The sequence below is a fragment of the Marinilactibacillus sp. 15R genome, assembly GCF_001895285.1.
In the GTDB taxonomy this organism is placed as follows: Bacteria; Bacillota; Bacilli; order Lactobacillales; family Carnobacteriaceae_A; genus Marinilactibacillus; species Marinilactibacillus piezotolerans.
The window spans coordinates 2,582,404-2,606,693 of sequence record NZ_CP017761.1 but is presented as its reverse complement, the minus strand read 5'-3'; the positions used below and the strand labels follow the sequence as shown (position 1 = coordinate 2,606,693).

Genomic DNA, 24,290 nt, shown 5'->3' with positions numbered 1-24,290 from the left:
GAAGTTTGTGTAAATAAAAAGTTCCTTCTGTAAAAAACTTATCTTTCTTCTAGTTCTCCAAACATTTCCCAAAGTTCTGCTTCAGCTTGTTGGAAACCGCGGTGGCTTCGAGTTAAAAATTTCTGATTGTACAGATCAAAATTTGAGACTAAAAAGCGATCCATAGATTCTTCATTTTGAAATTGCTCTTTACGCCGACTGTATTTTTTAATTTGTTTGTTAAAAGACTCAATCAAATTAGTGGAGTACAAGCTTCTTCGGATTGAAGCGGGAAAGTCATAAAAGGTCAGTAAGCTATCGTTCTCTAAAATAGATTTGGTTACTCTAGGGTAGCGGGTGTGCCACTTCTCTGTGAAATCTAGTCGAGCTTCGATTGCTTTTTCTCGTGAGTCCGCTTGGTAAACAGCTTTAAAGTCTTCGCATATGTCTCTTCGATCTGCTACGCGTACTTTACTGGCAAGATTGCGAGAAACATGCACACAACAGTGTTGATACGCTGCACTGGGAAATACTTGATGAATGGTATCTTTAATCCCTTTAAGCCCATCAGTCACAAAGAGGAGAGCGGACTGAACGCCTCGACTTACTAAGTCTTCTAGTAGCTCTTTCCAAGTTATGGTTGATTCATTCGGTGCGATGGCATAACCCAGTACTTCTTTAGCGCCGTCTGGACGGATGCCTACGGCAATATGAATGGCTTCTTTATCGACGGTTTTACGTTTTAAAGGAATATAGGTTGCGTCCAGATAAATAGCGGCATAGTGCTTATTTAGTGAACGCTTTTTAAAAGCAGCGACTTCTTCAGAAAAGACTTTCGTCCTATTGGACATCGTCTGTGGCGTATAATGATGGCCATACATTTTCTCAATTAGATCGGCAATTTCGGACATCGTGATCCCCTTTCGAAAAAGATGGATAATCGTTTCTTCCAAGGTCTCATTGGTTCGCTTATAGGCTGGGAAAGTCTGTTGTTTAAATTCACCATTCCGATCGCGTGGAATCTGAAGCTGAAGTTCGCCGTATTCGGTTTTGACCTTACGATCATAGGTGCCATTCCGAGAGTTTCCTGAATGGAAACCGATCCGATCATATTTTTCATAATCCAAAAAGGCAGTCAATTCTGTTTTTAAGAGGGTGTTAACGGCTAATTCTAGATGAGAACGAAAACATTCGTTTAAATCACCTTTTGTGGCTAGAGTCTGTAAGATATCTGTAGTAAGATTGTTCATAGGGAAGTCCTCTTTTCTGTGAATGTAGTGTGGTAACTCTATTCTACAGAAGGGACTTCCTTTTTTCTATTTACACAAGATATTTTACACTCTCAGTGTTAGAAGTAGCCTGTAATATGTGTACAACTTCTATTGAACTGGTTAAAGAGTATCGGTGTCATATTACAGGAATAGATTTAGATAAGCAGGCTTTAAAACAAGCCGAAAAGAATATCCGAAAAGCTGACTTATCTACTTACATACAAGTTGTCCAAGGTAATGCTTTGAAACTTCCATTTGAAGATGCATCATTTGATATAGTCCTCAATGAGGCTATGCTGACAAGGCTAAAGCAAAAGCTTTGAAGGAATATTACCGAGTATTAAAACCGGGGGGACAGTTACTGACGCATGATATTTCCTATATGAACAGAAGTATGGAGCCCAAGCTAAATGAACTGAGAGATACCATTAACATTAATGTAGCGCCTTTACAAAGAGATGACTGGAAAAAATTATTCCTTGATTCAGGATTTACGGAAGTTAAAAGTAAAGGTGGACCAATGTCACTGATGTCACCCGTTGGAATGCTGAGAGATGAAGGATGCTGGAATACAGGAAAAATTATATTCAATGGTATGAAAAAAAAAAATCGAACGAGGTTCAAACAAATGATGCGATTCTTTAATAAATCAGGTAAAGAACTAGATTATATAGCTGTTTCCAGCAGAAAATAAGCGAGTATATAACATTAAGGGCTTTTTGAATTTGAGTTTTAACGAATAAAAGGTTACTGCAGTAATTAGTCAGTATGCTATAAATCTTGTTCCTTAGAAATTTAAGTATAAAATTGAATCTGAAAAGGATAATTCAGTTTTCTATTTGATTCATTTGCTTTAAACTATAAATAATCAATTTATGAATGGAGTGAAGTGAATGGGACAAATTGTGTATACTAATTATTGGCTGAACCGACTTAGTGATGTAAAGAAAGAGCATGGTAGCTACGTAACTGAAGAAGAAGCAATAGATGGGATTAAAGCTTGGTGGGATCTGCACAGTGAACATTATCCACATGCTCAGTTCAATCGAACACAATCCGGAGCTCTAGAAGTCATCTATGATGATGATAATCACTACTATCGTATTGAAAAAAGAACAATAGAAGGCGCATTACCTTCTAAGAAGTATCGATTAAGAAAAGCTGGAGAAATTGAATCTCTGCGCTTTAAACATAGCCTTCACGAAGAAGCTTATCTATTTGATGAATTAGCAGAGCCATTACGAGATCGACTAGTAATTGCAATGGCAGATTCCAAAAAGTTACAAGATTATATTTACGATGAAGATGGTTGTCCAATTAAAAAAATAAATGAAAAATAATAATTGATTCATCAGGTCTCCGAGGGTATTAAAAAGCATCTTCGGAGGCCTTTTTAATAGTTTTTTGAAACTCAGAAATAAAAATCTACTGTAATCAGCTTATAATATTTGTTTCAATCATTAACCTAAGAAGATAAACTAATTGAGACTCGGATGCATTACATAATATTGGTTGGATAATAACTTTGCCTATGCAAATTCTTTCGCAAAGATCTTCAAATAAAGTATACTGATATATAATAGACTAGCTACGGGTGGGAGAATAATGGATGTTTACAGAAAAACGATTGACAGAAGCCTATAAGAATGCCAAAAGAATGTATTATGATGATTATTCTCGTATTGTATTTATGAGTGATGCACATCGTGGAGATGGCAGTGTATCAGATGAGTTTCTACGCAGTCGCAATCTTTTTGTGCATGCTTTAAAAGAGTATTATGAAAGTGATTATACTTTTGTAGAAGTAGGCGATGGAGAAGAACTTTTAGAGTATTCAGAATTTGAACATATTAAAAATGCGCATACAGATGTGTATGGATTAATCAAAAAGTTTTATGATAAAGACCGTTACATTCGTATTTTTGGAAACCATGATATCTTTTTAAAAAAGCAGAAATATGTTGAAAAGAACTACTATATTAATTATGACGAATACAGTGAAGAATATTTTGATTTCTTGAAAGGAATTGATCCATTAGAATCCCTTGTTCTAAAGCATCGCCAGACAAGTCAGGAAATGTTTGTTTTGCACGGACATCAAGGGGATGCACCCAATGATCAGTTCTGGTTTTTTACTATGCTTTCATTGAAATACTTCTGGCGATTCTTACATCGATTTGGAATTCGCAATCCTGCTAGTCCAATTAAAAATGTTTCAAAAAGACATAAAATTGAACGTAATTATAGTAAATGGATCAAGGAAAATAGAAGAATGCTGATATGCGGTCATACACATCGCTTCAAGTTTCCTAAAAATCGTGCAGTTCCTTACTTTAATACTGGGTGCGGGATTTATCCTTCTAGTATTACTGCATTAGAACTTTCTGAAGGAATGATTCGTCTTGTTCGATGGAAAGAAAAAGTGAATGATGATGGATTGCTGTATATCAAAAGGGAAACCATGAGAGGTCCGGAACCTGTTGAACTATTTGATATCCGCAAGCCAAAAGAAGTTGTGGAATATTTAGCTAAACTGAAAATTCAACGAACCAAAAAATCAAGAGAGGAAAGAGCTGCTTTCAGAGAAGAGAAGATGTAAAAATAAAGAGCAGTAAAATAGCCATTCGTCTTTATAAATAGAGAATGGCTATTTTTGTATGATTAATTTTTTAAAGTAACAGTTATCAGTTCAGGTCTGTTATTGATTCGAACAGGAATGATACTGTTTCCTAAACCACGACTAACGATCATATGAGTCTGATTTTCAGTATAGATACCAGCAGTATATTCAGGGAATATTCCTTGATCTGGAGCAATCAGTCCGCCGATGAAAGGAATTCTGAATTGTCCTCCATGGGCGTGTCCGCTGAATACTAACTGGAAATCCTGAGCTGCATAGGTTTCATATAATTCAGGACGATGAGAAAGTAATATTTTGAAACCTTCAAAACGACTAGATAGTGTTTTTAAGGTTTCCTCAGGACTGGAATTTTGGAATGCCGGATCTTGCAGTCCAGCCAACATTATCTGAGAAGAACCTTTACTTATAAAGATAGACTGGTTGTCTAGAATGGTTATTTCTCTTTCAACTAACTCTGCTTTTAATTGAACATACTCCTCACTCCAAGCTTCATGATTTCCCGTTACAAAGTATAAAGGAGCAATCTCCTTAGACTGATCAATAAATTCTAGAGCAGTAGGCAGATCTGTTTTTGACGAATCAATTAAATCACCAGTAAGAACAATAATATCCGGCTCTTCTTCTTGTAGTTTCTCAATAAGTTGGCTGCCCCAGTCTTTGTTATGTAAATCTGAGACTTGAGCGATCTTATATCCGTTAAAGCTTTCTGGCAGTTCCTCATCTTGTACAGTGAAATGAGTGGTTTGAATTGAATAGTTTCCCCAGAGCATCCAAAATATTAGTATAATGGTTATAGTTAAGGTAATAATCAGATATTTATGTTTTTTAGTAAAATTGATAGTTTGCTGTTTCAAGAAAAGGCTCCTATCGGCTACGGGCTTCAAAATATTATTTTCTAGAATTATAACATAGGTTTAGAGATAGTGAATTGAATAAATAGCGTAAGCTGATTAATTTTAGCTTAATGGGGAAATGGCTCCGCCGATACCTCTACCGATACCTCCGTCTGTGATCATTACTTTGTCTTCGTCAATATGGGTAATTTCCAGGAACTGTTTTTTGAATTCTTCTAAGGTAAGATTTTTATTTCGACAAGTCCAGATTTTTCCTGATTTTGAGAACCAAGTAGCTAATTCTTCCAGAGGCGGAAAATCTTGAAAGGTGATAGATGTTTCTTCAAGAAAATGAATTTGAAGAAAATGATATAATTTTGTTTTTTCATTAGTATTTGTCATATTGGGTCCTCCTAAATTAAGTCATTCCTGCATTCATTGTACGAATCGATATATATATAATACAAGTTTGATAAAAAATATCATTCATATGTAAGCGCATTCTAATTGATATAGTAACATAAAATGCAAGATAGAGTAAGCGAAATATTTGTTTCAAGTCAATTAGCTAAGTGTTAAATAATTAGCATTGTCAGAATCAATCAATGTTGTTTTATTTGATAACGAGTCCTAAAAGTATGGTAAACTCAAGGTATCAGTAATCATTTTTACCTTATTAATAAACATAATCAAAATTTATAAGGAGATTGTTATGAAAGAAAAACTATTACTATTTGATATTGGCGGTTCTTCTATTAAATGTGGTATCTGGGAGAACGAAAATTTATTGAATTTAGATAATATACAGACGCCTGATTCTTGGGATGAAATGAAAGAACAGTTTTTAATCGTATTTAATCGTTATAACGATGGACCTTTCAGTGGCGTAGGAATTAGTTGTCCAGGAGCGGTTGATACAGAAAATGGTGTGATTAATGGAATCAGTGCTATACCCTACATCCATCGGTTTCCGATTAAGAAAGCATTCGAAGAATTATTCGGGCTTCCGGTCTCTATTCAAAATGATGCGAATTGTGCTGGATTGGCTGAGTTATGGAAAGGTAATGCTCAAGGTGCTAGTTCTGCTTGTTGTATGATTATTGGTACTGGAATAGGCGGTGCAGTGATTATTGACGGCAAACTTCATAGTGGTCATAATCTCTTTGGAGGAGAATTTGGATATCAGATTATTGATTCAAACAGCTCAACGACTTTAAGTGAAGTTGGGAGCCCCGTAAAAATGGCAAAAAACTACACAAAACAAAAAGCAGACGGCACAGTATATAATGGTGAAGATGTATTTAAGTTTGCTGAAAACGGGGATGAACTAGCTGAGAAAATGAGAAGTAAACTTTTGGATGCATTAAGTTTAGGCATTTACAATTTACTTGTTTCTATCAATCCAGAAAAAATTCTGATTGGCGGGGGCATTTCTAAAAATGCGAGTTTGATACCAGAGCTTAAATTGAGAACAGAGAATTTGCTGAAAGATAAAGGGGCAAAAGAACTTGATTTTGAAATTCAGGAATGCAGATTTTTCAGTGATTCTAACCTGATTGGTGCTGCCTATCAATATGTATTGGAAAACACATAAAAGTGTAAGCAGTATAAAAAAACGAAATGATTAAAAAGAACTTTATGCTATCAAAGTATAAAGTTCTTTTTTCTACGCAAAAAAAACATTAACAGATCAGAATAGTTATCATTAGACTAACTTTAAACAATAATGGATTTATTCCACTCTATTCGTTGCACTCGCAACAAATGATTGATAGAGTAGTCTAATAAGATAAAATTAGAATATGTAGATTCCATAGAAAATAATTAAATTTGATAAGAAGGGAGAAAAAGTCAGTGTCATTAATGCGCTTTATTAATAGAACGTCTCGTCTATCCGAAATGTATCGTAACGAAAAATTGAAAAAGTATGGATTAAGCGGTATGCATCATACCTATATTTTGAATATTTGTAATAATCCAGGAGTTACGCAAGATCAATTAGCAGAAATTATTTTCGTAAATAAAAGTAATGTAGCAAGACAGTTGGCTGTATTGGAAAAAAGTGGGTTTGTAATGCGAGAACCAAATCCAAGTGATGGAAGAAAATTACTTGTATATCCAACTGAAAAAGCTCACACTGTGTATCCAAAAGTAGTGGAGATCTTGAAAGAATGGAATGAAATCATTCTAGATGGTTTTTCATCTGCTGAAAAGGATTTACTGGAGAAAACAATGTCAGATGTTATGAAAAAAGCAAAAACAGCAGTAGATACAATGGAAAAAGAATGAATTATTTAACAGAAGGGTAGTAGACATGAAATTATTTATTCAATACTTAAAGCCTTTATTTAATAGAATACTCAAGGGATTTTCTGTAAAATTTATCGGAACGATTATGGACTTATTTCTTCCTTTGATCCTAGCTTATATTATTGATTCGGTTATCCCCACGGGAAATATCAATCGTGTCCTTTTATGGGGCGGAGCAATGGTTATCTGTTCTATCTTAGCTGTAACCTTGAGTATTAAAGCAAACCGTATGGCTTCAAGTGTTGCAAAAGATGCTGTACAAGTTATTCGTCACGATCTTTATGAAAAGATTTCTTATTTATCAGCTAGTCAATCAGATCAGTATGGGTCTCCTTCCTTAATATCAAGATTAACTTCTGATACATATAACCTTCATCGTACCATCGGATTGATGCAGCGAATAGGCGTCCGAGCCCCCGTTTTACTCATTGGTGGGATCTTAATGACTGTCACTTTAGATCCAGTATTAACACTGGTTATGCTTGGGGTTTTACCATTTGCAACAGTAACAGTGTATTATGTTTCCAAAAAAGGTGTTCCGCTATTTGATCAGCTTCAACAAGAAGTAGATCGACTGGTGAGGACCGTAAGGGAAAACATCACAGGAGCAAGAGTGATTAAAGCATTATCTAAATCAGAATACGAAAAAGTGCGATTCGAAGGTGTGAACCAGAGAGTGGTCAACGCTGAGACAAAAGCAAATCAGACCATGGCCGCTACAACGCCATTAATGAATCTTTTTTTGAACTTAGGTTTAACTTTTGTTGTGCTGACCAGTGCCTACCGTGTAAACGAAGGCTTAACTCAACCGGGTGTGATTATCGCCTTTATGACTTACTTCACTATTATCTTGAATGCGATGCTGAGTATTACCCGGATCTTTGTTTTATTTTCCAGAGGGATTGCATCCGCAGATCGTGTATATGCAATTTTACACACAGAGCCCGATCTAGAAATAGAATCGATTGACCGAAAAGATGACTCTGCACATATCCGTTTTGACCACGTTTCTTTTGGCTATGGGAAGAATCCTATTCTCGAAGATATTGATTTCACTTTAAATAAGGGAGAAACATTGGGAATTATTGGAGCGACAGGAAGCGGGAAAACAACAATAATGAAGTTGCTGCTGAGGTTGTATGATCCAGATGATGGAATTATACGGATCAATGGTATGAATGTAAATAGTATGAATTTAAAAGAGCTTCATACGAAGTTCGGTGTAACCTTTCAGAAAGATTTTCTGTATGCAGATACTTTAAGCGAGAATATTGATTTTGGACGAGATCTATCTCAAAAAGAAATTTTGAAATCAACTGAATCAGCTCAAGCAAAAGAATTTATCGATTCATTAAACAGTGGCTTAAAACATCGCTTGACTCCAAAAGGAACGAACTTGAGCGGAGGCCAAAAACAGCGCGTATTGTTATCTCGGGCTTTAGCAGGCGATCCAGAGATACTCCTGTTAGATGATTCTTCTAGTGCTTTAGATTACAAGACGGATTCCAAATTAAGAAAAGCTTTGACGGAACAGTACCAGGACACCACAACGATTATGATTGCTCAACGTATCAGCTCAATTCAACAAGCCGATCAGATTATTATGCTTGATAAAGGTCGAATAATTGGAAAAGGAACTCATGAAGAGCTGCTGCGAAGCAGTGAGCCGTATAGAGAAATTTATCGTAACCAGTCAGGAGGGGAAGAAATTGCATAGAGGCGGAAGCAGAACAGGATCTTCTGATCCAAAAGCATCAGAAGAATTACAGACAAGTCGTTTGCATGTCTTAAAAAGATTATGGGGCTATTTATTTTATTATAAGTGGATGCTGATTACTGCAACTGTTTTGATGGTTACTAGTAATTCTTTTTCACTGATTGGTCCTTATTTGTCAGGACTAGCCATTAATGCGATCCAGCCAGGACCAGGGAACGTATTATTTCAGCAAGTTTTCTTTTACGTTGCATTAATGATTGGCTTCTTTGTGCTCTCTTCTATATTAGAATATATCATGCAGATGATAATGATTCGACTGACTCAACGAACGATCAGACGGTTGCGAAGAGATGTATTTAATAAAATGTCAGAATTACCTGTGGGATTTTTTGATCAGCATCAAACTGGAGATATCATCAGCCGTATTACTTATGATATTGATACAATCAATCAATCACTACAAAATGATTTTATTCAGATCGTAACGAGCGCAATTACGATTATTGGTTCATTATTGATGATGTTACTGATCTCTCCAGTATTGACTTTAGTGTTTGGAGTAACGATTCCAGTTTCCATTTTTTTGACTAGATACATGGTCACTCGTTTCCGACCATTATTTAAAAAACGTTCAGTTAAACTAGGGGAACTAAATGGTTATGTGGAAGAAATGATTTCTGGTCAGCAAACTATCAAAGCCTATAATCAAGAGGAAAATATGATTTCGCGCTTTGATGAAAAGAATGAAGAAGCTGTGTCAGCTTACTATGATGCAGATTATTATGGAAGCATGGTGGGTCCTTCTATAAACTTTATTAATAATTTATCCCTATCACTTGTAAGTGTAGCTGGTGCTTTACTTTATTTATTTAATTATCTCACTCTAGGAGCTGTTTCGTCATTTGTCTTATATTCTAGACGATTTTCTGGTCCAATCAATGAATTAGCAAATATTATCAGTGAACTTCAGTCTGCTTTTGCAGCAGCAGAAAGGGTATTTTTATTAATGGATGAGCCGTCGGAAGCAGAAGATATCCTAAATGCCCATGTATACGATAGCCCTGAAGGAAATGTTCAGATGGAAAATGTTTCTTTTGGATATACACCAGATAAAATGATTATTCAAGATTTAGACTTTAAAGCTCCAAGTGGAAACGTAATTGCTGTTGTGGGACCTACAGGAGCTGGAAAAACAACGCTCGTAAATCTGCTAATGCGCTTTTATGACCCGAATGCTGGAACGATTCAACTGGATCAGATTGATACGACACATGCTACAAGAGAAAGTCTCCGGTTATCTTATGCAATGGTTTTACAAGATACCTGGCTATTCAGTGGCACGATTTTTGAAAACCTGGCATACGGCAAAGAGAATGTTACAGTTGAAGAAGTGGAAGAAGCAGCAAAAACTGCACAAATCCACGATTATATCATGAGTTTGCCAGATGGATACGAGACAATTATTGATCAGGAAGGTTTAAATATTTCTCAAGGGCAGAAACAACTCTTAACGATTGCACGTGCTATGATCTTGGATGCTAACTTGCTTATTTTAGATGAAGCGACTTCAAATGTAGATACACAGACAGAAATGAAAATTCAAGATGCCATGCAGAAACTAATGAATGGAAAAACATCCTTTGTGATTGCACATCGCTTATCTACTATACGGAATGCCGATACCATACTAGTTGTTAGAGATGGTCGAATCGTTGAGCAAGGCAACCATGAGGAACTGCTGGAAAAAGAAGGTCTGTATTCCGATTTATATCATTCTCAATTTGAAAGTTATGCGTAGCATGGAAAAATGTAAGATTTTGTTCTATTAAAGATGTATCTTTTATTTTTAAAGTATTAAAAACTTGGTTTTTCATTTTTGATTGAATCAGGTAGAATGTAGGTAAGTTAATTATTAATAAAAGGAGTGGGATAAAATGGGACTGTTCAACGGCTTAATGGGGAATGCAACAGATGCTAATCATGATAAGGTAAGAAAAGATTTGGAAAACGTACTTTTACCAGATGAGAAAATTGAATTGGCATATAAATTAGTAAGGGACCTCGTAGTTTTTACGGAGTATAGACTGATTGTAGTAGATAAACAAGGTATGACAGGTAAAAAAACTGATTATAAAACCTTCCCATATAAAAGTATTTCTCGGTTCAGCGTAGAAACTTCGGGACATTTTGACTTAGATGCTGAGTTGAAAATATATATTTCAGGAGCATTAGAACCTGCTCAAACTCTATTGTTTAGAAAAGATGATAGCATCAATGCGATTCAGAAAGCACTGGCAGCTGGAATTATGAAGTAGAGATTGATTATCAGATATAAAAAGCATATTGTTCTATAAAGACGATATGCTTTTTATGTATCATTAGGCATACATAAAAAGCGTATCGTAGCTGTACTCTCAAAAATATTATTAAACGCTAGGAGTAAGAAAATGAATCAAGATAATGTAAGAGAATTTATCCATGTATTCAATGAACTTCAAAAAGTGATTGCTTCTAAGTTAGGAGAAGATGCCGATACAAATTTTGGGTCTTTACTATATGCTGCTAAAGAAAAACAAGATAAAGTGATCATAACGTATAAAAGAAAATTAGATATTTATAGACAGTTCAGGAATATACTCATCCATAGTACGATTAATGAACATGAATCAATCGCTAATCCAAGTCAAGCACTGATTGAAGAAATGAAAGAGGTCACAGAAAAAATTAAGCACCCAAAAGTGGTCAGTGATCTGTTCTTGGAAAAGGTTATCAGTTTTAATCAAAAGGATAAATTGAAAGATGTTTTAGAAACAATTAAAGAAAACCAGATCTCACAGTTTCCAGTCTTTCATGAAAATAAATTAGTAGGACTGATTTCTGAAAATGGGATTACTAATTTTCTTGCTCATTCAATTACTGATGATCTGATTTCAATCAGTGGAACGACTGTTAAAGACATACTGGATAATGATAACGAAAAAAACTCATATGAAATCATACCAGAAAATAAGTCGATTTTTGATATTGAGTCTATTTATTCAAAGAAAATAGAAGAGGGAATTGTGGCTTACTTTTTATTGATTGCTAAAACAGATAATGTGACCAGTCCAAGTGATTTGACCGGAATCATCACACCTTGGGACATGCCGGAAATCATTGAAAATAAATGAAATTATAAAAGGATCATACTCTTACTAGATGTTTATCCTTTCAATATAGAGTAGGTTTGGAAAAAATTATATGATTAATTTCTATCGTAATAATCATATAAAATGATATAATAAATCTAAACTATCTATTAAGGAGGATAAAAAGTGTCAGCGATAAAGGGAATAGACTTGTTACCACCGAAAGTCACAACTGCTCAAGCTTTACAGTTATACAAAAAAGTAGCTCAAATAAAATCAGCTATAGGAAAATTGAATTCAGAGTTAGAGCATTCTGTGGTGAATACTCAACTGATTCAGATGCTTACGCTTAAAGAATCTGTGCAATCAACTAGAATTGAAGGGACACAAGTTACTTTTGCCGATATGATAGAAGAAGCAACTAAGAAAAATAAAAGCAACGATGTAATTGAAGTAGAAAATTATGTAGAGGCTTTATCTGAAGGAATAGATTTAATTAAAAGCGGCATGCCAATATCTTCAAGATTAATCAAACAGCTTCACCGTATATTAATGGGAAAAAATACTAGAGGTACTACATCTTCAGCTGGTGATTATAGAATGATACAAAATTTTATTGGACCAACTAATAAGATCGAAGATGCTGTATACATTCCAATAAATGCTAACGAAATCGGTAATTATATTACTAATTTAGAATACTATATTAATTCAGAAAAACATTTTACATTTACAAAAGAAATCAATGACTCTATTGAAGTACTATTAGATGAAGATTCAGATCCTTTGATAAAAACTGCTATCATGCATGCTCAATTTGAATCTATACATCCTTTTTTAGATGGTAACGGACGTATGGGAAGAATTTTAATAGTTTTGAATACAATGCGAGATGGTTTAATAGATAAGCCTGTTTTTTTCGTAAGTGAAGAACTGGAAAAGGAAAGGATAAGATATTACAATCTTCTAAATGGAGTAAGAGGAAAAGAACCAGATTGGTTTTCGTGGATTGACTTCTTTTTAGATGCCTGTCAGAGAATGGCAGATAATATGCTTGGTAAATTAGAGAGCATTACTTCACTCGCGAAAAAGGGTTTAGAAAAAATCAATAATGACAGAAGTATGACAAACCACATTTATCTAACCATGTTCGTTAGACCTTTTATATCGGTTAGAGAAATGGCAGATAGATTGAATATAGCAATATCGACTGCTCGTAATGGATTGAACTTATTGGTAGAATTAAAATTGATAGATGTTGATAAAACTAAAAGAAAAAATAAAATATATGTTAACTATGATTTACTAAGATTACTATAAATGTAATTGATTATCAAACCGTTTATTCATTTAATTAAACTATATAGTATAAAAATTCAACAAATATCAAATCCATAATACGTCTTTATACTCTGATGTATTATGGATTTGTATTATTTAAAGTAGTATTATTTTATTTGAAACAAGAGTTTCTTAAGGAGCTTTAATTATTTATTTCTTCAACATACTCCCAAGTATGACCTAGATCATCAGATACATAAAGAGCTTTAACCCCGCCATTATAATCTCCATCCGTTCCTTGTCCAACGGTCATGTACAGTTTTTCGTTTTCTATATAAGGCATGTCAGGTAAGTCAAATGGATTATAAATTAAGTCTTCACTTACTGTTACTTCTACTTCAGGAATTTCAATTTTTTCGAAAGTTACTCCACCATCTTCTGTTCTATAGATAAATCCTTCAGATCCACCATTCTTTGAAAGTCCGATGAATCCAAGCTGTTCATCAAAAAAGATGATACCAGAAGAAACTCCAGAACTGGGATAAAAAGGTTCTTGATTGATTCGCTCCCAAGATGCACCTCCGTCAACGGTTTTTTCTAAAGCGTAGTAGCGACTTCCCGTTGCAGCATCAGTAATGGGTAGCTGAAATCCTATTTCTTCGGTTAAAAAATAGGATTCGACTTGATCTTTGTAATTGTACCCTAAGTCAAACGAATTTTTTTCTTTCTCCTGTTTTTCTATATAGTCGTCAGAAAGAGTAAATGAACGATCGATAAATCTTTTAGGTGTAATCGTATCTTCTTTACCAGCTATATAAACAGAAACGGCATATCCAGCGTATTCCTCATCCGAATACGAATCTGGCACACTGATGTTATTGCCTTCATCATTGATCCAGTAGATCCCTTCTGAATTGTTTCCCCAGCTCCTATATCCTTGATAATAAATACTGTAAGTCTCTTCCTCTGACCAATCCATAGTGATTTCTTGGAGCGGTATAGCTTTAATAGTATCGACTAAAGGCTGCAATCGTTTCGTTTCATTCAATTCATAATTTATAATCCCATTTAATCTAACTTGGATTTCGTCACTGCCTTTATCCAGAGTAAGGAGAAAGGCTTCAGTTTCTTCGTTTTGATTTTTCCCATAAATAAGTGTATAGAGTGATGTTATTTTTCCAGTAGAATCATAAGTCAAATTGAGATCAGAAGATACATATAATTCAGCAGGTAATTCAATTTCTGATTGAATATCTGTAAAAATCCCCTCTAAAGAATTTTTAAAGATATTATTATGTTCGAAGGCGATTTTCTTAGTATTGACTAGGTCGTCAATCACCCATGAAAGTTTGCCATTATAGGGTTGAGCACTTTGATAAACAAAATATCCAGTGGTAGCTGTTATACTAAGTAATAAAATTATAGCGGTATAGAACCAGTAAGTACTGATGCTTTTTAAGCGAGTGCTTGCTTCAGTATACTTATTAGTATTTCTATTTCTGAAATATATGAATAGACAGACAAAGAGCCAAATGAGCAACAAAATGGCGCATCCGATTATAATAGGGGCATTTCTTCTTACCCCACCATACATGGACAGGTAATACAGATAATAAGCAGCAATCATATAGATTATCACCACTAATGGATTCAGAACTAAGGCTTTAAATATATCATTCTTCTTTTTCAAAAAAAAACTCCTTTTAGCTTAATGGTATATTTATCAGTATAGATCAAAATAATGATTTATAAAGTATTGAAGTATAGAAAAAGTTATGAGATTATAAAAGTGTGTTTACCACAAGATAGGAGTTATACAGTGCAGTCAAAACTATTATCAAAATATGGCTTACAAAATTATATTGCAGGAACAGGTTATAATTTCCGCTATCAAAAAGTCGGGAGAGCAGTAATAGAGGATGTTCAAAAAGCGATCAGCAAAATGGATATACATCCCAACGAGATTTATACGGGTCAACAGGTACATAGTGCAAATATTACTTATGTAGATGGTGAAAACGGTGAAGCGTTTGTTTTTGGAAAAACATTCAAAGAAACAGACGGATTAATTACTGATCAACCAAATGTTGCCCTCTTGATCAAGTTTGCGGATTGTACTCCTGTGGTATTATTTGATCCAGTAGCACAAGTACTGGCAAGTATTCACTCTGGGTGGCGTGGAACAACTCAGCGTATCTCATTAAATGCTGTTGATATGATGGTTAATGATTTTAAATGTAAAAAAGAAAATATACTAGCATATTTAGGTCCGTCAATAGATATAGATCATTACGAAGTTGGATCAGAAGTCTATGATGCATTTGAAACATTTGGAAATCGTGATCAGTTTTTTAGTCCAAAGGGGAAAAAATATCAATTAAGCATGCTTGATGCCAACCTTGATATTTTAAAGAATGCCGGAATCCGTTCAGAAAATATTGAGATCGAGAAAGCTTCAACTTTTACAGATCCTAGACTTCATTCTGCTCGTGCAGAGGGGTTAGACTATCAGCTGAACGGTATTATAACAATGATGAAACCATAAAATAAATTTTAAAAGCAGCAGTTCAGTAATGTACTATCCTATACCTTGATTTTTTGATCAACATTAAAGGGCATAACATATGAACTGCTCTTTTTTTGAATTCTATTTCGAATATTTTAGAAATAATATTGACAGTTTAATTAGATAGGCGTACTATTTAGATGAAATTAGAAATAGAAAATTTATTAATTAGATAATATAGAAAGGAAAATATAATGGGATTTCCCGAGACCTTTAAAGCTTTATCTGATCCGGTTCGTAGAGAGATTCTGGTATTACTGAAAGATCAGCGGATGACAGTGGGAGAGATAAAAGAACACTTTGATATAGCTGGAGCAACACTATCTTATCATTTGAACCAATTAAAAAAAGCAGATTTGATTCATGAAGAGAAGTATAAAAATTTTATTTATTATGAATTAAATATATCAGTATTTGAAGAAACCATGCTTTGGTTTTCTCAGTTTAGAAAGGAAAATAGAAATGATTAACTTCAGAAAACAGACTTTAATCATTACAACTCTCGTCTGTTTATTACCAATAGTATTAGGGGTATTTATGTATAGAGATTTGCCAGATCAGATACCAGTCCACTGGAACGCTGCTGGAGAAATCGATAATTATATGTCCAAACCGTGGGCTGTATTTGGATTGCCTGTATTTTTTGCTGTCATAAACATCATTAGCATTACAGCCATAACCAATGATCCCAAGCGACAAAATCAATCTAAGTGGATGAAGAGAATGATCATCTGGCTGGTTCCTGCACTTTCAGTAATTTTATTACCTATTTCTTTGTTTATTTCAATCGGAATCAGTATCTCTGTTCCTTTTGTTGTTACGCTATTGATTAGTATTTTATTTATCTTGATAGGAAATTATTTACCTAAATCAAGGCAGAATTATACAATTGGGATTAAATTACCTTGGACATTACATGATGCAGATAATTGGAATAAAACTCATAGATTAGGCGGTGTTTGCTTTATAGCAGGAGGCATTATTATATTTATAAGTAATCTATTTCAGCTAGGAAGTCAACCTGGTTTACTACACTTCATTATCACTATAAGCACAATTATACTCATGATTTTGGTTCCAACTGTATATTCATTTATTTTGTACCGAAAGGATCCATCTTAACTAAATGAACAGAGCTGAACCTTTATAAAGGTTCAGCTCTATTTATTATTCGAATGAGGTTGTCATTTCAAGTGCATCAAGCGGCACTTCAGATGTCATAAGCTGATAGACCATTTCTTGATCCTGCCATCTGATATCAATACTTACTTCATCCCCACCTGCTGGATAATCTACATAGACCATTCCAGTATCATCTGGGGCTGGGAGATAATTTTCTTCTAGAAACTCCACCATCTGCTTAGCAATATCAGGATTATTCATCTGATCTTCACTGGCAGATTCAATTAAGAATTGCCAATTTCCTTCTGACCATCCAAAATATTGAGTACCCGCTGCACCTTCACCATATCCGGTAATATCATGTCCTAGATCGGTACTGTTTTCTTCTATTTTACCAACTGTTTTTCCATCAGTAAAAGTACGCAGTTCTTCATTTGCCAAATCAGAATTTTTATACATTGTTCCTGAGACTTCTACAAAGGACTGATCCTGTTCAGTTAAATATTCTACTGTATATTGGTCTGGATTATTTGTTACAATATTAGTAGAAAGAGAAGATTTCTCCACATCAGGAAAGGTAGTCGGTAACAGTACCTTGCTGGAGTCCATATCTAATTGGATATCGTTTGAGGATGACTGACTATCAGATTCATCATTTGATTCATCTTCACCATTTTCTTCTGTAGAAGATCCATCTTCCTCAGTCGATTCTTCACTTGAATCCTCAGTACTTTCAGAAGAAAGATCTGAGTCCTCAGCAGTCCCGACTTCTTCGGAAGTGGATTCATCACTAGAGCTAGAATCATCAGAACAGCCAACTAACAGTGCGCCAGTCAAGCTAAGTGCTAATAATTTAGATACATTAATTTTGTACATATTAAGTCGTCTCCTTTCGATAATTTAATGATAACAAGACTGATTCAATAACTTAAATGTTTAATCTTAAAATCATAAAATTATCAACAAGTATAAGAAGCATTCATATTTTAGCTTAATAAATTTTTATTATAAGAAAATTTAAACTTAGAGATGTTTATTATGATAGATTTTATATAGAGTTGAAAAAAATAGAAGGGAGAAAATAATGAAAAACCAAATCAATACATACTTGTTTTCAGGAGCTGTTTTTAGTCTAGGTATAATAGTCATTGGTTACTTTTTATGGACGATACTAATACCAATCCAAGACCTCGACATGATGAGTGATGCAGAGCTTTACCGTGTACAACAGGAAGTCGCACTGAATTATCCGCTAGGCAGATTTATGCTTTATTTAGGATTTTTCTTATTTACAATCTTCACATTCGCATTACTATTCAAGTGGATTTACCTTAGACTGAAAGGAACTGACTATTGATAAAATAACTAAACCCATACTCGTAATCTATGCAGAGTATGGGTTAAATTTATATGGTTTTCTGAATAATTTGTTGAATCCATTTTTGTAATTTTAAAGCTTCTTGAGAATTTATCTCAGGTAATTTATAGGTAGTTGATGCTGTTGTAATGCGCAAGGAAGTCAAATTGAATTTTTTTGCAATCGGTCCGACATTTGATTCTATATTTTGGATACGAATCATAGGAATCGTTACTTTATTTCGAAACCATACACCGGTTTTTAACATGATTCGATCATTATCAAAACTATACCTCCAATATTTTCCTTTTAAATCAGGAAGTAGAAAGATGAAGAAAATTGAGCTGATGAAAATAAGAGATAAAGCCACAATTATCATCCATCTGGGAATCATTAATTCGGCAAAGAAATGTAAGGACCCTAAAGCTGCTAAAACAACTATAGAAGAAGTGACTACCTGTAATACAGCTTTTATTCGCCAAAGTTTGATTACTTTAGAATCGACTTTTCGTATATCCATATCAATTAATTCCTCCATTTCTAAACCATTCAAATATTTTAAAGGCATCTTTTTCTTCAATATACTTTAATTTGAATTCCTTTGAAGCTATACCATGAGCAGTACTGAAATTAGTTTTCATTAAGTTGGCTCTTTTCAAAAAAAGATTTTGCTTAACTTGTAAATTTAAAATTCTATTCTTTGGTACATATGTCTTAGTCAGTGCAAATAGTGTAGGCGTTTGTACTGTAATTTCATTTTCACAAAGATGATATCCCGTCAGCTTGTATGAACGATATCCATAAAAACCGTAAAAAAGAATTAATATAAGACCAGCAATCCAGGCATATACCCAGAACATTATGCTGATAGTAGCAGCGATGATCAGCCAGAATAATACGGGAAATTGAATAAATCTTCTGATTGATCGCACTGGAACAACATTTTCAACAGGAGATAATACAAACTCTGGGAAACATTGTTTTACTAGTGGATTCAATTTTTCGGATTTAACGATAGGAAACAAAACGACTTGTCCATCTTCTTTAATTTCTGTTTTGTTTTCATTGTTTTTTTGAGATGAATCACTAGTAAGACCTAAAGAGAAAGTGGTGTAACCAAAAAATTTCATCAGCCAGTTTTGTTTTTCTTCTAATGTTTGAACATTTTTTAGTGGAACTGTCTGACTTTGTGTTTCTAATAATCCTTTTTTTATATTTAAGTGTTCTCCAGACAAGGTTACTTTATAGCCATAGTTTTTAATGATTGAAGCAATAATGCCGATTGTATAAATTAGAATCATTCCGATAAAAATCGAAGCCAATAAAATAATGATAGAAGCACTGATGAAAACGGAGCCTACTTCAGTGAATAAGTCATCTAAAGGCAGGTCAGTAAGAAAATTGAACCCTATTAAAAAAATGAAAAATCCACGAAAAATCGCACCGTTCAATATAGTCATTTTGACTATCTCTCCAACAGATAACTGAAGCAATGTAGTTTCTGCTGGAGCATCTTCAGCTTCTGATCGAATGACTTCTGAGGTGTCATCTACTGCAAGCTTATCTTCAGGAAATTCATCTTCAGTTCTTTTGTTTAATGATATTTTTAATTGGTTCAAGTAATCGGACAACGCTTTATACTGACTGACAGAAAGAGCATCCAGGATAAGACCTTGACCAGGTGTATTCACCGTAATCTTGGTGACTTTAAGCAGTCGATGCACGATATCTTCACTAGTATCAATGCTTTGTATTCGACTGATTTGAATATCTTTTTCTTTTTGTATAAATAAACCGGTTTGGAGTACCAAACGATTACCTTCAATCCAATAATAAGTGCGGAAATATTTTACAGTTTCTACTACAAATAGAAGTAAGGATAAAGCCAAAAAAATGCCTAAAAAAATTAAGATATTTGATAAATCAGGTTCTTGAAAGAAAGCCAATACAATAATGAAAAATGAACCAGATAAAATTCTTACCAGAATATTATAGAATTGAGTGACTAAAGTTAATTTATGTAATCGCTGTTTATTAAACATCTGAATCAACCTCCTTGATCTGGTTAAGTATTTGATCATGTAGAGTTGAAGCTTCTTTTGTCAGCAGCAGTGGGATATCATGAGAAGTACCAGCAGTAAATACTTTTACATCTCGAACATCAAATCTTCTGGATAGAGGTCCTTCTTCAATTAATACGTGTTGAATTCTTTCAATTGGAATAATCTCACGCGATTTAAAAAAAATTCCTTTCATAATTTCTAAGTATAAAGGATGCACTTCATAACGAATTGACCGTAACCGCAGAACAGGGAGTATAAAATAATCTATACTAGTTATGAAAATCAGTAGTATGATATATATTGGAATTAGCCAAGTGTGCCAGTTTAACCAAAGAGTAAACATAATTAAAATACTGCAGATAATTAAACTGATGATAGAATTTGCCAGACTCTGAGCCTTGTCATACTGGACGACTTTCTGATCGAGTTGTTTTGTGGGAGGGGATTGTTCCATTTTATATTCTCCATTCTTGAAAAGTAATAGTTGAATTTTCAAAACATAAATCATATTATAACAATCTTACTTTAATATTTCACTATTTATTCGTAATCAAAAAATTATGAAACTATCCACTGCTTGTAGAATATTAGAACCGATTTAAAAGAATTAATACACAATATTACTTATTAATAATAAGTGTTTGAGAAAAAACCTATAAGTATAGGGATTTCTTATTGAACTAATTTGAGCAATTCTCTTGTATTTTGTTCATTCTGGAGTATAATGATTATGGAAATGACAAAAATGTTATTTTCAGTTGTAACTAGTGCAGTGAATCACCGGGTAAGGGATATTGAAGAAAGCATTCAATTATACGATTGGAAATATTCACTAGTTTAGAATAGAAGAAAACAGAATTTTTCAATTTCTGTTTATAAAACTATTTATTCTGAATTGTGAATTTGGTAACTTTCGGCCTGATATTTCTCTGTTCTTCGTTGTTAAAGAAAACACAATATATTTTCTAGGAGGAAAATTAAGAATGAAAGTAGTAGTAGTAGGTTGTACACACGCTGGGACATCGGCGGTTAAAACTATATTAAGTGAAAATCCTGAAGCAGAAGTAACTGTATATGAAAGAAACGATAATGTCTCTTTCCTATCTTGTGGTATTGCTTTATTCGTAGGTGGAGTTGTTAAAGACCCTGCAGGATTATTCTATTCAAACCCTGAAGAATTAGCTTCTTTTGGTGCTGAAGTAAAAATGGAACATGATGTATTAAACATTGATACTAAAGGGAAAAAATTAACGGTTAAAGATCTTAAAACTGGGGAAGAAACAGAAGATACTTTTGATAAATTAGTTGTAACTACTGGTTCTTGGCCAATTATTCCTCCAATTGAAGGAATCCAAAGCAAAAATGTAGTATTATGTAAAAACTATAATCAGGCAAAAGAAATTATTGCCCGTAAAGAAGATAAAAAGAAAATCACTGTCGTAGGTGGAGGATACATTGGTATCGAGCTAGTGGAAGCTTTCGCTCAAGATGGTAAAGAAGTAACATTAGTTGATGGACTTGACCGTATCTTAAATAAATATCTTGACTCTGAATTCACAACTGTTTTAGAAGATGATTTAAGAGAACGTGGAGTAAAAGTTCAGTTAAATGAAATGGTTCAAGGATTTGTAGATAGTGAAGATGGAACAACTACTACAGTTAAAACATCTGGTGGAGAATACGAATCAGAATTGGTTATCTTGTGTGTTGGTTTCCGTCCAAATACCGAACTTGTTAAAGGACAAGTTGAAATGCTTGGTAATGGTGCAATCATCGTTGATAACTATATGCGTACAAGTAATCCAGACGTATTTGCGGCAGGCGACAGCTGTGCTGTAAACTACAATCCAACTGGTGGACACGCTTATATCCCATTAGCAACTAATGCAGTTCGTATGGGACTATTAGTAGGTAAAAACATCAAAGAACCAACAATGGAATACAGAGGAACTCAATCTACATCTGGATTACACTTATTCGGCTGGAACATTGGTTCAACAGGCGTGAGTGAAGCAAGTGCTCCAGTAATGGGTCTTGAAGCTCGTGCTGTTATGTTTGAAGATAACTATCGTCCGGAATTCATGCCAACTAATGAAAAAATCATGATGAAACTAGTTTATGAAGTTGGAACAAAACGTATCGTTGGTGGACAAGTAATGTCTAAATATGACATCACTCAATCTGCAAACACATTGTCATTAGCAATCCAAAACAAAATGACAATTGAAGATTTAGCTTTAGTAGACTTCTTCTTCCAACCAGTATTTGACCGTCCATGGAACTACTTGAACTTATTAGGACAAGCAGCTATGGCTCACGAAGCTGAATTAGAAAAAGAATCAATGAACGCTGGTTCTAACTAAAACGTTTATTGAATATCCTAAAGAATCTCAAGCACTTGCTTGAGGTTCTTTTTTTGGTTCTATGTCAAACATACTAAGATTAGTAGTGTAATATCCACGACGGTGGATATGCACTACTATTTTTTTATATAGTAGAGGTGAAGATGAGGCCGTCAACGTTAGAAGACCATGAGTCTGCATGTCAAACTGGCCCCTTCACTATCCTTGATTGAATCAGTTTGAAGTATGTTGGTCCTTTGAGATCGTCTATAGGAAAGTGGAATCGTTAAGGCATAGTGGAGTACTTCAATTTAATATAGAAAGGAGCGAAAATAAATGAGAGTCATGGCTTTAGATGTAAGTAAAGGAAAAAGTTATGTTGTTATTTATGAAGAAGAATTGTGTGTTGCAGAATGGGAAATTAAGCACAATCAAGAAGGGTTTAACCAACTTAAAAGCCAGCTTTGTAAAGAAACTACTGAAGTAGTTTTTGAAGCTACAGGTGTTTATTCTAAACAGATTGAGTCTTTTTTTAAGACTGAGCGGATTTCGTATTGTATCCTAAACCCATTATTAGCTAAAAAACAAACCGATGGTTTGCGTGGCAATAAAACAGATAAAGTAGATGCACATAAATTAGCACAGTCACATTATCGTTTTGATCGTGAAAAAAAGAATCATCAGACCTCAATCTATTCAGAGATACATGAAGTATCTATTTTGTATGATGAGGTTCACGCTAATCTAATAAAACAAAGAGTACAACTTCACGCCGTTCTCCAACAGTGTTTTCCAGAGATAGAGACGCTGTATTCTAGTAACCTATCTAAATATGCATTAAATATTATTGAGCGTTTTCCTCATCCTGCATATATTAAAGAGTTAAGTAAAACAAGGATAAAAAATATAATTCTCGCAAGCACTAAAAAAAATATCTCAAAAGAAGAAGCTCTACTGAAAGCAGATCAACTAATTCATTTAGCAGATGTATCTTATCCAGCAGTAGATAAAGATCATTTTTTAGTAACTAAAGTTCAATACAGAATTAAGCAGATACAACAGTTATTTGATACAAAAGAACGATTATCTAAAAAAATGATTGAACAGTCAAAAAAGCTTAATGAATTTTCAGTATTAGTTAGTATTCCTGGGATAGGCCCTCTAACGGCCGCGTTAATTATTTCTGAATTAGGGGATATCAGACGATTTTCTACTTCAAATCAGTTGAACGCTTATGTTGGAATTGATATACGCACTCATCAATCTGGAACGATGAGAAAGAAAGACCGAATAAATAAACGTGGGAATGCCCGCGCTAGAAAGATATTATTTTTTACTATTCGAAATATGTTAAAAACTCAAAAAACTGCACCCAACCATATTGTTGATTACTATTATAAATTAAAAAAACAACCTTACTCCAAAAGAGATAAAGTTGCTGTAATAGCTTGCATGAACAAGCTGTTAAAAGTTACTCATTATTTAGTTAATAAAAATGAGTTATATGATTATGCTAAGTCCCCACATAGCTAATCTTTATATTAATAGTATACATGCCTAGCTTGTAAAAAAAAAACATAACCGCTAGGTTTATTTAGTATGTAAAAAGGTAACTTAATAGGTGTCAACTTGATACAGATATAAATTAATAAGAGTTATGACTTGACTGCACCTAGGAAA

25 protein-coding genes are annotated in these 24,290 nt (G+C 34.0%); 17 read left to right on the top strand and 8 right to left on the bottom strand.

What is annotated here, in order from left to right; all coding sequences use genetic code 11:
* Positions 1-38 precede the first annotated feature (38 nt).
* Positions 39-1,229: an IS256 family transposase gene (locus BKP56_RS12765; RefSeq protein ID WP_072695598.1), complete on the bottom strand. Its 1,191-nt coding sequence runs from the start codon at positions 1,227-1,229 to the stop codon at positions 39-41.
* A gap of 95 nt (positions 1,230-1,324) precedes the next feature.
* Here BKP56_RS12765 and BKP56_RS13940 point away from each other — a divergent pair, with 95 nt between their 5' ends.
* The 4 genes from BKP56_RS13940 to BKP56_RS12745 all read left to right on the top strand — a co-directional run bounded on the left by BKP56_RS13940 (position 1,325) and on the right by BKP56_RS12745 (position 3,849).
* Positions 1,325-1,573: a class I SAM-dependent methyltransferase gene (locus tag BKP56_RS13940; protein ID WP_232226891.1), complete on the top strand. Its 249-nt coding sequence runs from the start codon at positions 1,325-1,327 to the stop codon at positions 1,571-1,573.
* A 59-nt stretch (positions 1,574-1,632) separates the two neighbouring features.
* Positions 1,633-1,944 carry a hypothetical protein gene (locus BKP56_RS13935; protein WP_232226890.1) on the top strand — a complete coding sequence of 104 codons (312 nt, stop codon included), beginning with the start codon at positions 1,633-1,635 and terminating at the stop codon, positions 1,942-1,944.
* Positions 1,945-2,143: 199 nt separating this feature from the next.
* Complete coding sequence (locus BKP56_RS12750) at positions 2,144-2,590, top strand: hypothetical protein (RefSeq protein ID WP_072695593.1); 447 nt, start codon at positions 2,144-2,146, stop codon at positions 2,588-2,590.
* Between the two features lie 269 nt (positions 2,591-2,859).
* Positions 2,860-3,849 (top strand): metallophosphoesterase, encoded by a 990-nt coding sequence (locus tag BKP56_RS12745; protein ID WP_072695591.1) that lies wholly within the window; start codon positions 2,860-2,862, stop codon positions 3,847-3,849.
* A 62-nt stretch (positions 3,850-3,911) separates the two neighbouring features.
* Here BKP56_RS12745 and BKP56_RS12740 read toward each other — a convergent pair whose 3' ends face one another.
* Both BKP56_RS12740 and BKP56_RS12735 read right to left on the bottom strand, forming a co-directional pair.
* On the bottom strand, positions 3,912-4,745 hold the full coding sequence (locus BKP56_RS12740; protein ID WP_198033951.1) for a metallophosphoesterase: 834 nt from the start codon (positions 4,743-4,745) through the stop codon (positions 3,912-3,914).
* 102 nt (positions 4,746-4,847) lie between these two features.
* Positions 4,848-5,126 (bottom strand): DUF3884 family protein, encoded by a 279-nt coding sequence (locus BKP56_RS12735; protein ID WP_072695589.1) that lies wholly within the window; start codon positions 5,124-5,126, stop codon positions 4,848-4,850.
* A gap of 310 nt (positions 5,127-5,436) precedes the next feature.
* Between BKP56_RS12735 and BKP56_RS12730 the strand changes: the two genes are divergently transcribed.
* The 7 genes from BKP56_RS12730 (at position 5,437) to BKP56_RS12700 (ending at position 13,199) form a co-directional block, all read left to right on the top strand.
* Entirely contained in the window at positions 5,437-6,318 is an 882-nt protein-coding gene (locus tag BKP56_RS12730; RefSeq protein WP_072695587.1) for an ROK family protein, read from the top strand.
* A gap of 269 nt (positions 6,319-6,587) precedes the next feature.
* Positions 6,588-7,013: a MarR family winged helix-turn-helix transcriptional regulator gene (locus BKP56_RS12725; RefSeq protein ID WP_072696198.1), complete on the top strand. Its 426-nt coding sequence runs from the start codon at positions 6,588-6,590 to the stop codon at positions 7,011-7,013.
* A 25-nt stretch (positions 7,014-7,038) separates the two neighbouring features.
* The gene (locus BKP56_RS12720) at positions 7,039-8,751 is read left to right on the top strand and encodes an ABC transporter ATP-binding protein (RefSeq protein WP_072695585.1); all 1,713 of its coding nucleotides are present in this window, start codon (positions 7,039-7,041) and stop codon (positions 8,749-8,751) included.
* Positions 8,675-10,549 carry an ABC transporter ATP-binding protein gene (locus BKP56_RS12715; protein ID WP_083540585.1) on the top strand — a complete coding sequence of 625 codons (1,875 nt, stop codon included), beginning with the start codon at positions 8,675-8,677 and terminating at the stop codon, positions 10,547-10,549. Before BKP56_RS12720 ends, BKP56_RS12715 begins: the two co-directional genes overlap by 77 nt.
* A 136-nt stretch (positions 10,550-10,685) precedes the next feature.
* Positions 10,686-11,066 (top strand): PH domain-containing protein, encoded by a 381-nt coding sequence (locus BKP56_RS12710; RefSeq protein ID WP_072695583.1) that lies wholly within the window; start codon positions 10,686-10,688, stop codon positions 11,064-11,066.
* A gap of 132 nt (positions 11,067-11,198) precedes the next feature.
* A complete protein-coding gene (locus BKP56_RS12705; protein ID WP_072695581.1) occupies positions 11,199-11,921 on the top strand; it encodes a CBS domain-containing protein in 723 nt (240 codons plus the stop codon).
* A gap of 144 nt (positions 11,922-12,065) precedes the next feature.
* Positions 12,066-13,199 (top strand): Fic family protein, encoded by a 1,134-nt coding sequence (locus BKP56_RS12700; protein WP_177206385.1) that lies wholly within the window; start codon positions 12,066-12,068, stop codon positions 13,197-13,199.
* A 163-nt stretch (positions 13,200-13,362) separates the two neighbouring features.
* Here BKP56_RS12700 and BKP56_RS12695 read toward each other — a convergent pair whose 3' ends face one another.
* Entirely contained in the window at positions 13,363-14,850 is a 1,488-nt protein-coding gene (locus BKP56_RS12695) for a WD40/YVTN/BNR-like repeat-containing protein (RefSeq protein WP_072695579.1), read from the bottom strand.
* A 129-nt stretch (positions 14,851-14,979) separates the two neighbouring features.
* Here BKP56_RS12695 and pgeF point away from each other — a divergent pair, with 129 nt between their 5' ends.
* From pgeF to BKP56_RS12680, 3 genes are all read left to right on the top strand, one after another.
* Positions 14,980-15,705, top strand: a complete 726-nt coding sequence (gene pgeF / locus BKP56_RS12690) for a peptidoglycan editing factor PgeF (RefSeq protein WP_072695577.1) — start codon at positions 14,980-14,982, stop codon at positions 15,703-15,705.
* Between the two features lie 215 nt (positions 15,706-15,920).
* Positions 15,921-16,196, top strand: coding sequence for an autorepressor SdpR family transcription factor (locus BKP56_RS12685; RefSeq protein ID WP_072695575.1), 276 nt, complete (start codon positions 15,921-15,923; stop codon positions 16,194-16,196).
* Positions 16,189-16,848, top strand: coding sequence for an SdpI family protein (locus BKP56_RS12680; RefSeq protein ID WP_072695573.1), 660 nt, complete (start codon positions 16,189-16,191; stop codon positions 16,846-16,848). The genes BKP56_RS12685 and BKP56_RS12680 overlap by 8 nt, the downstream gene beginning before the upstream one ends.
* Before the next feature lie 45 nt (positions 16,849-16,893).
* Here the strand turns inward: BKP56_RS12680 and BKP56_RS12675 are convergent, their stop codons facing one another.
* Positions 16,894-17,724, bottom strand: coding sequence for a hypothetical protein (locus tag BKP56_RS12675; protein ID WP_072695571.1), 831 nt, complete (start codon positions 17,722-17,724; stop codon positions 16,894-16,896).
* Positions 17,725-17,932: 208 nt separating this feature from the next.
* On the opposite strand from BKP56_RS12675, the gene BKP56_RS12670 reads away from it, so the two are divergent.
* Positions 17,933-18,205 (top strand): hypothetical protein, encoded by a 273-nt coding sequence (locus BKP56_RS12670; RefSeq protein ID WP_072695569.1) that lies wholly within the window; start codon positions 17,933-17,935, stop codon positions 18,203-18,205.
* Between the two features lie 49 nt (positions 18,206-18,254).
* On the opposite strand, the gene BKP56_RS12665 is transcribed toward BKP56_RS12670, so the two are convergent.
* Genes BKP56_RS12665 through BKP56_RS12655 form a run of 3 tightly spaced genes read right to left on the bottom strand, consistent with a single transcriptional unit; the run spans position 18,255 to position 20,722 of the window.
* Entirely contained in the window at positions 18,255-18,725 is a 471-nt protein-coding gene (locus BKP56_RS12665) for a PH domain-containing protein (RefSeq protein WP_198033950.1), read from the bottom strand.
* A 1-nt stretch (position 18,726) separates the two neighbouring features.
* Positions 18,727-20,247 carry a PH domain-containing protein gene (locus BKP56_RS12660; RefSeq protein ID WP_072695565.1) on the bottom strand — a complete coding sequence of 507 codons (1,521 nt, stop codon included), beginning with the start codon at positions 20,245-20,247 and terminating at the stop codon, positions 18,727-18,729.
* The gene (locus BKP56_RS12655) at positions 20,240-20,722 is read right to left on the bottom strand and encodes a PH domain-containing protein (RefSeq protein ID WP_072695563.1); all 483 of its coding nucleotides are present in this window, start codon (positions 20,720-20,722) and stop codon (positions 20,240-20,242) included. The genes BKP56_RS12660 and BKP56_RS12655 overlap by 8 nt, the downstream gene beginning before the upstream one ends.
* 529 nt (positions 20,723-21,251) lie before the next feature.
* Between BKP56_RS12655 and BKP56_RS12650 the strand changes: the two genes are divergently transcribed.
* Both BKP56_RS12650 and BKP56_RS12645 read left to right on the top strand, forming a co-directional pair.
* Positions 21,252-22,631, top strand: coding sequence for an FAD-dependent oxidoreductase (locus BKP56_RS12650; protein ID WP_072695561.1), 1,380 nt, complete (start codon positions 21,252-21,254; stop codon positions 22,629-22,631).
* A 315-nt stretch (positions 22,632-22,946) separates the two neighbouring features.
* Positions 22,947-24,143: an IS110 family transposase gene (locus tag BKP56_RS12645; protein WP_072693656.1), complete on the top strand. Its 1,197-nt coding sequence runs from the start codon at positions 22,947-22,949 to the stop codon at positions 24,141-24,143.
* Positions 24,144-24,290: the final 147 nt, after the last annotated feature.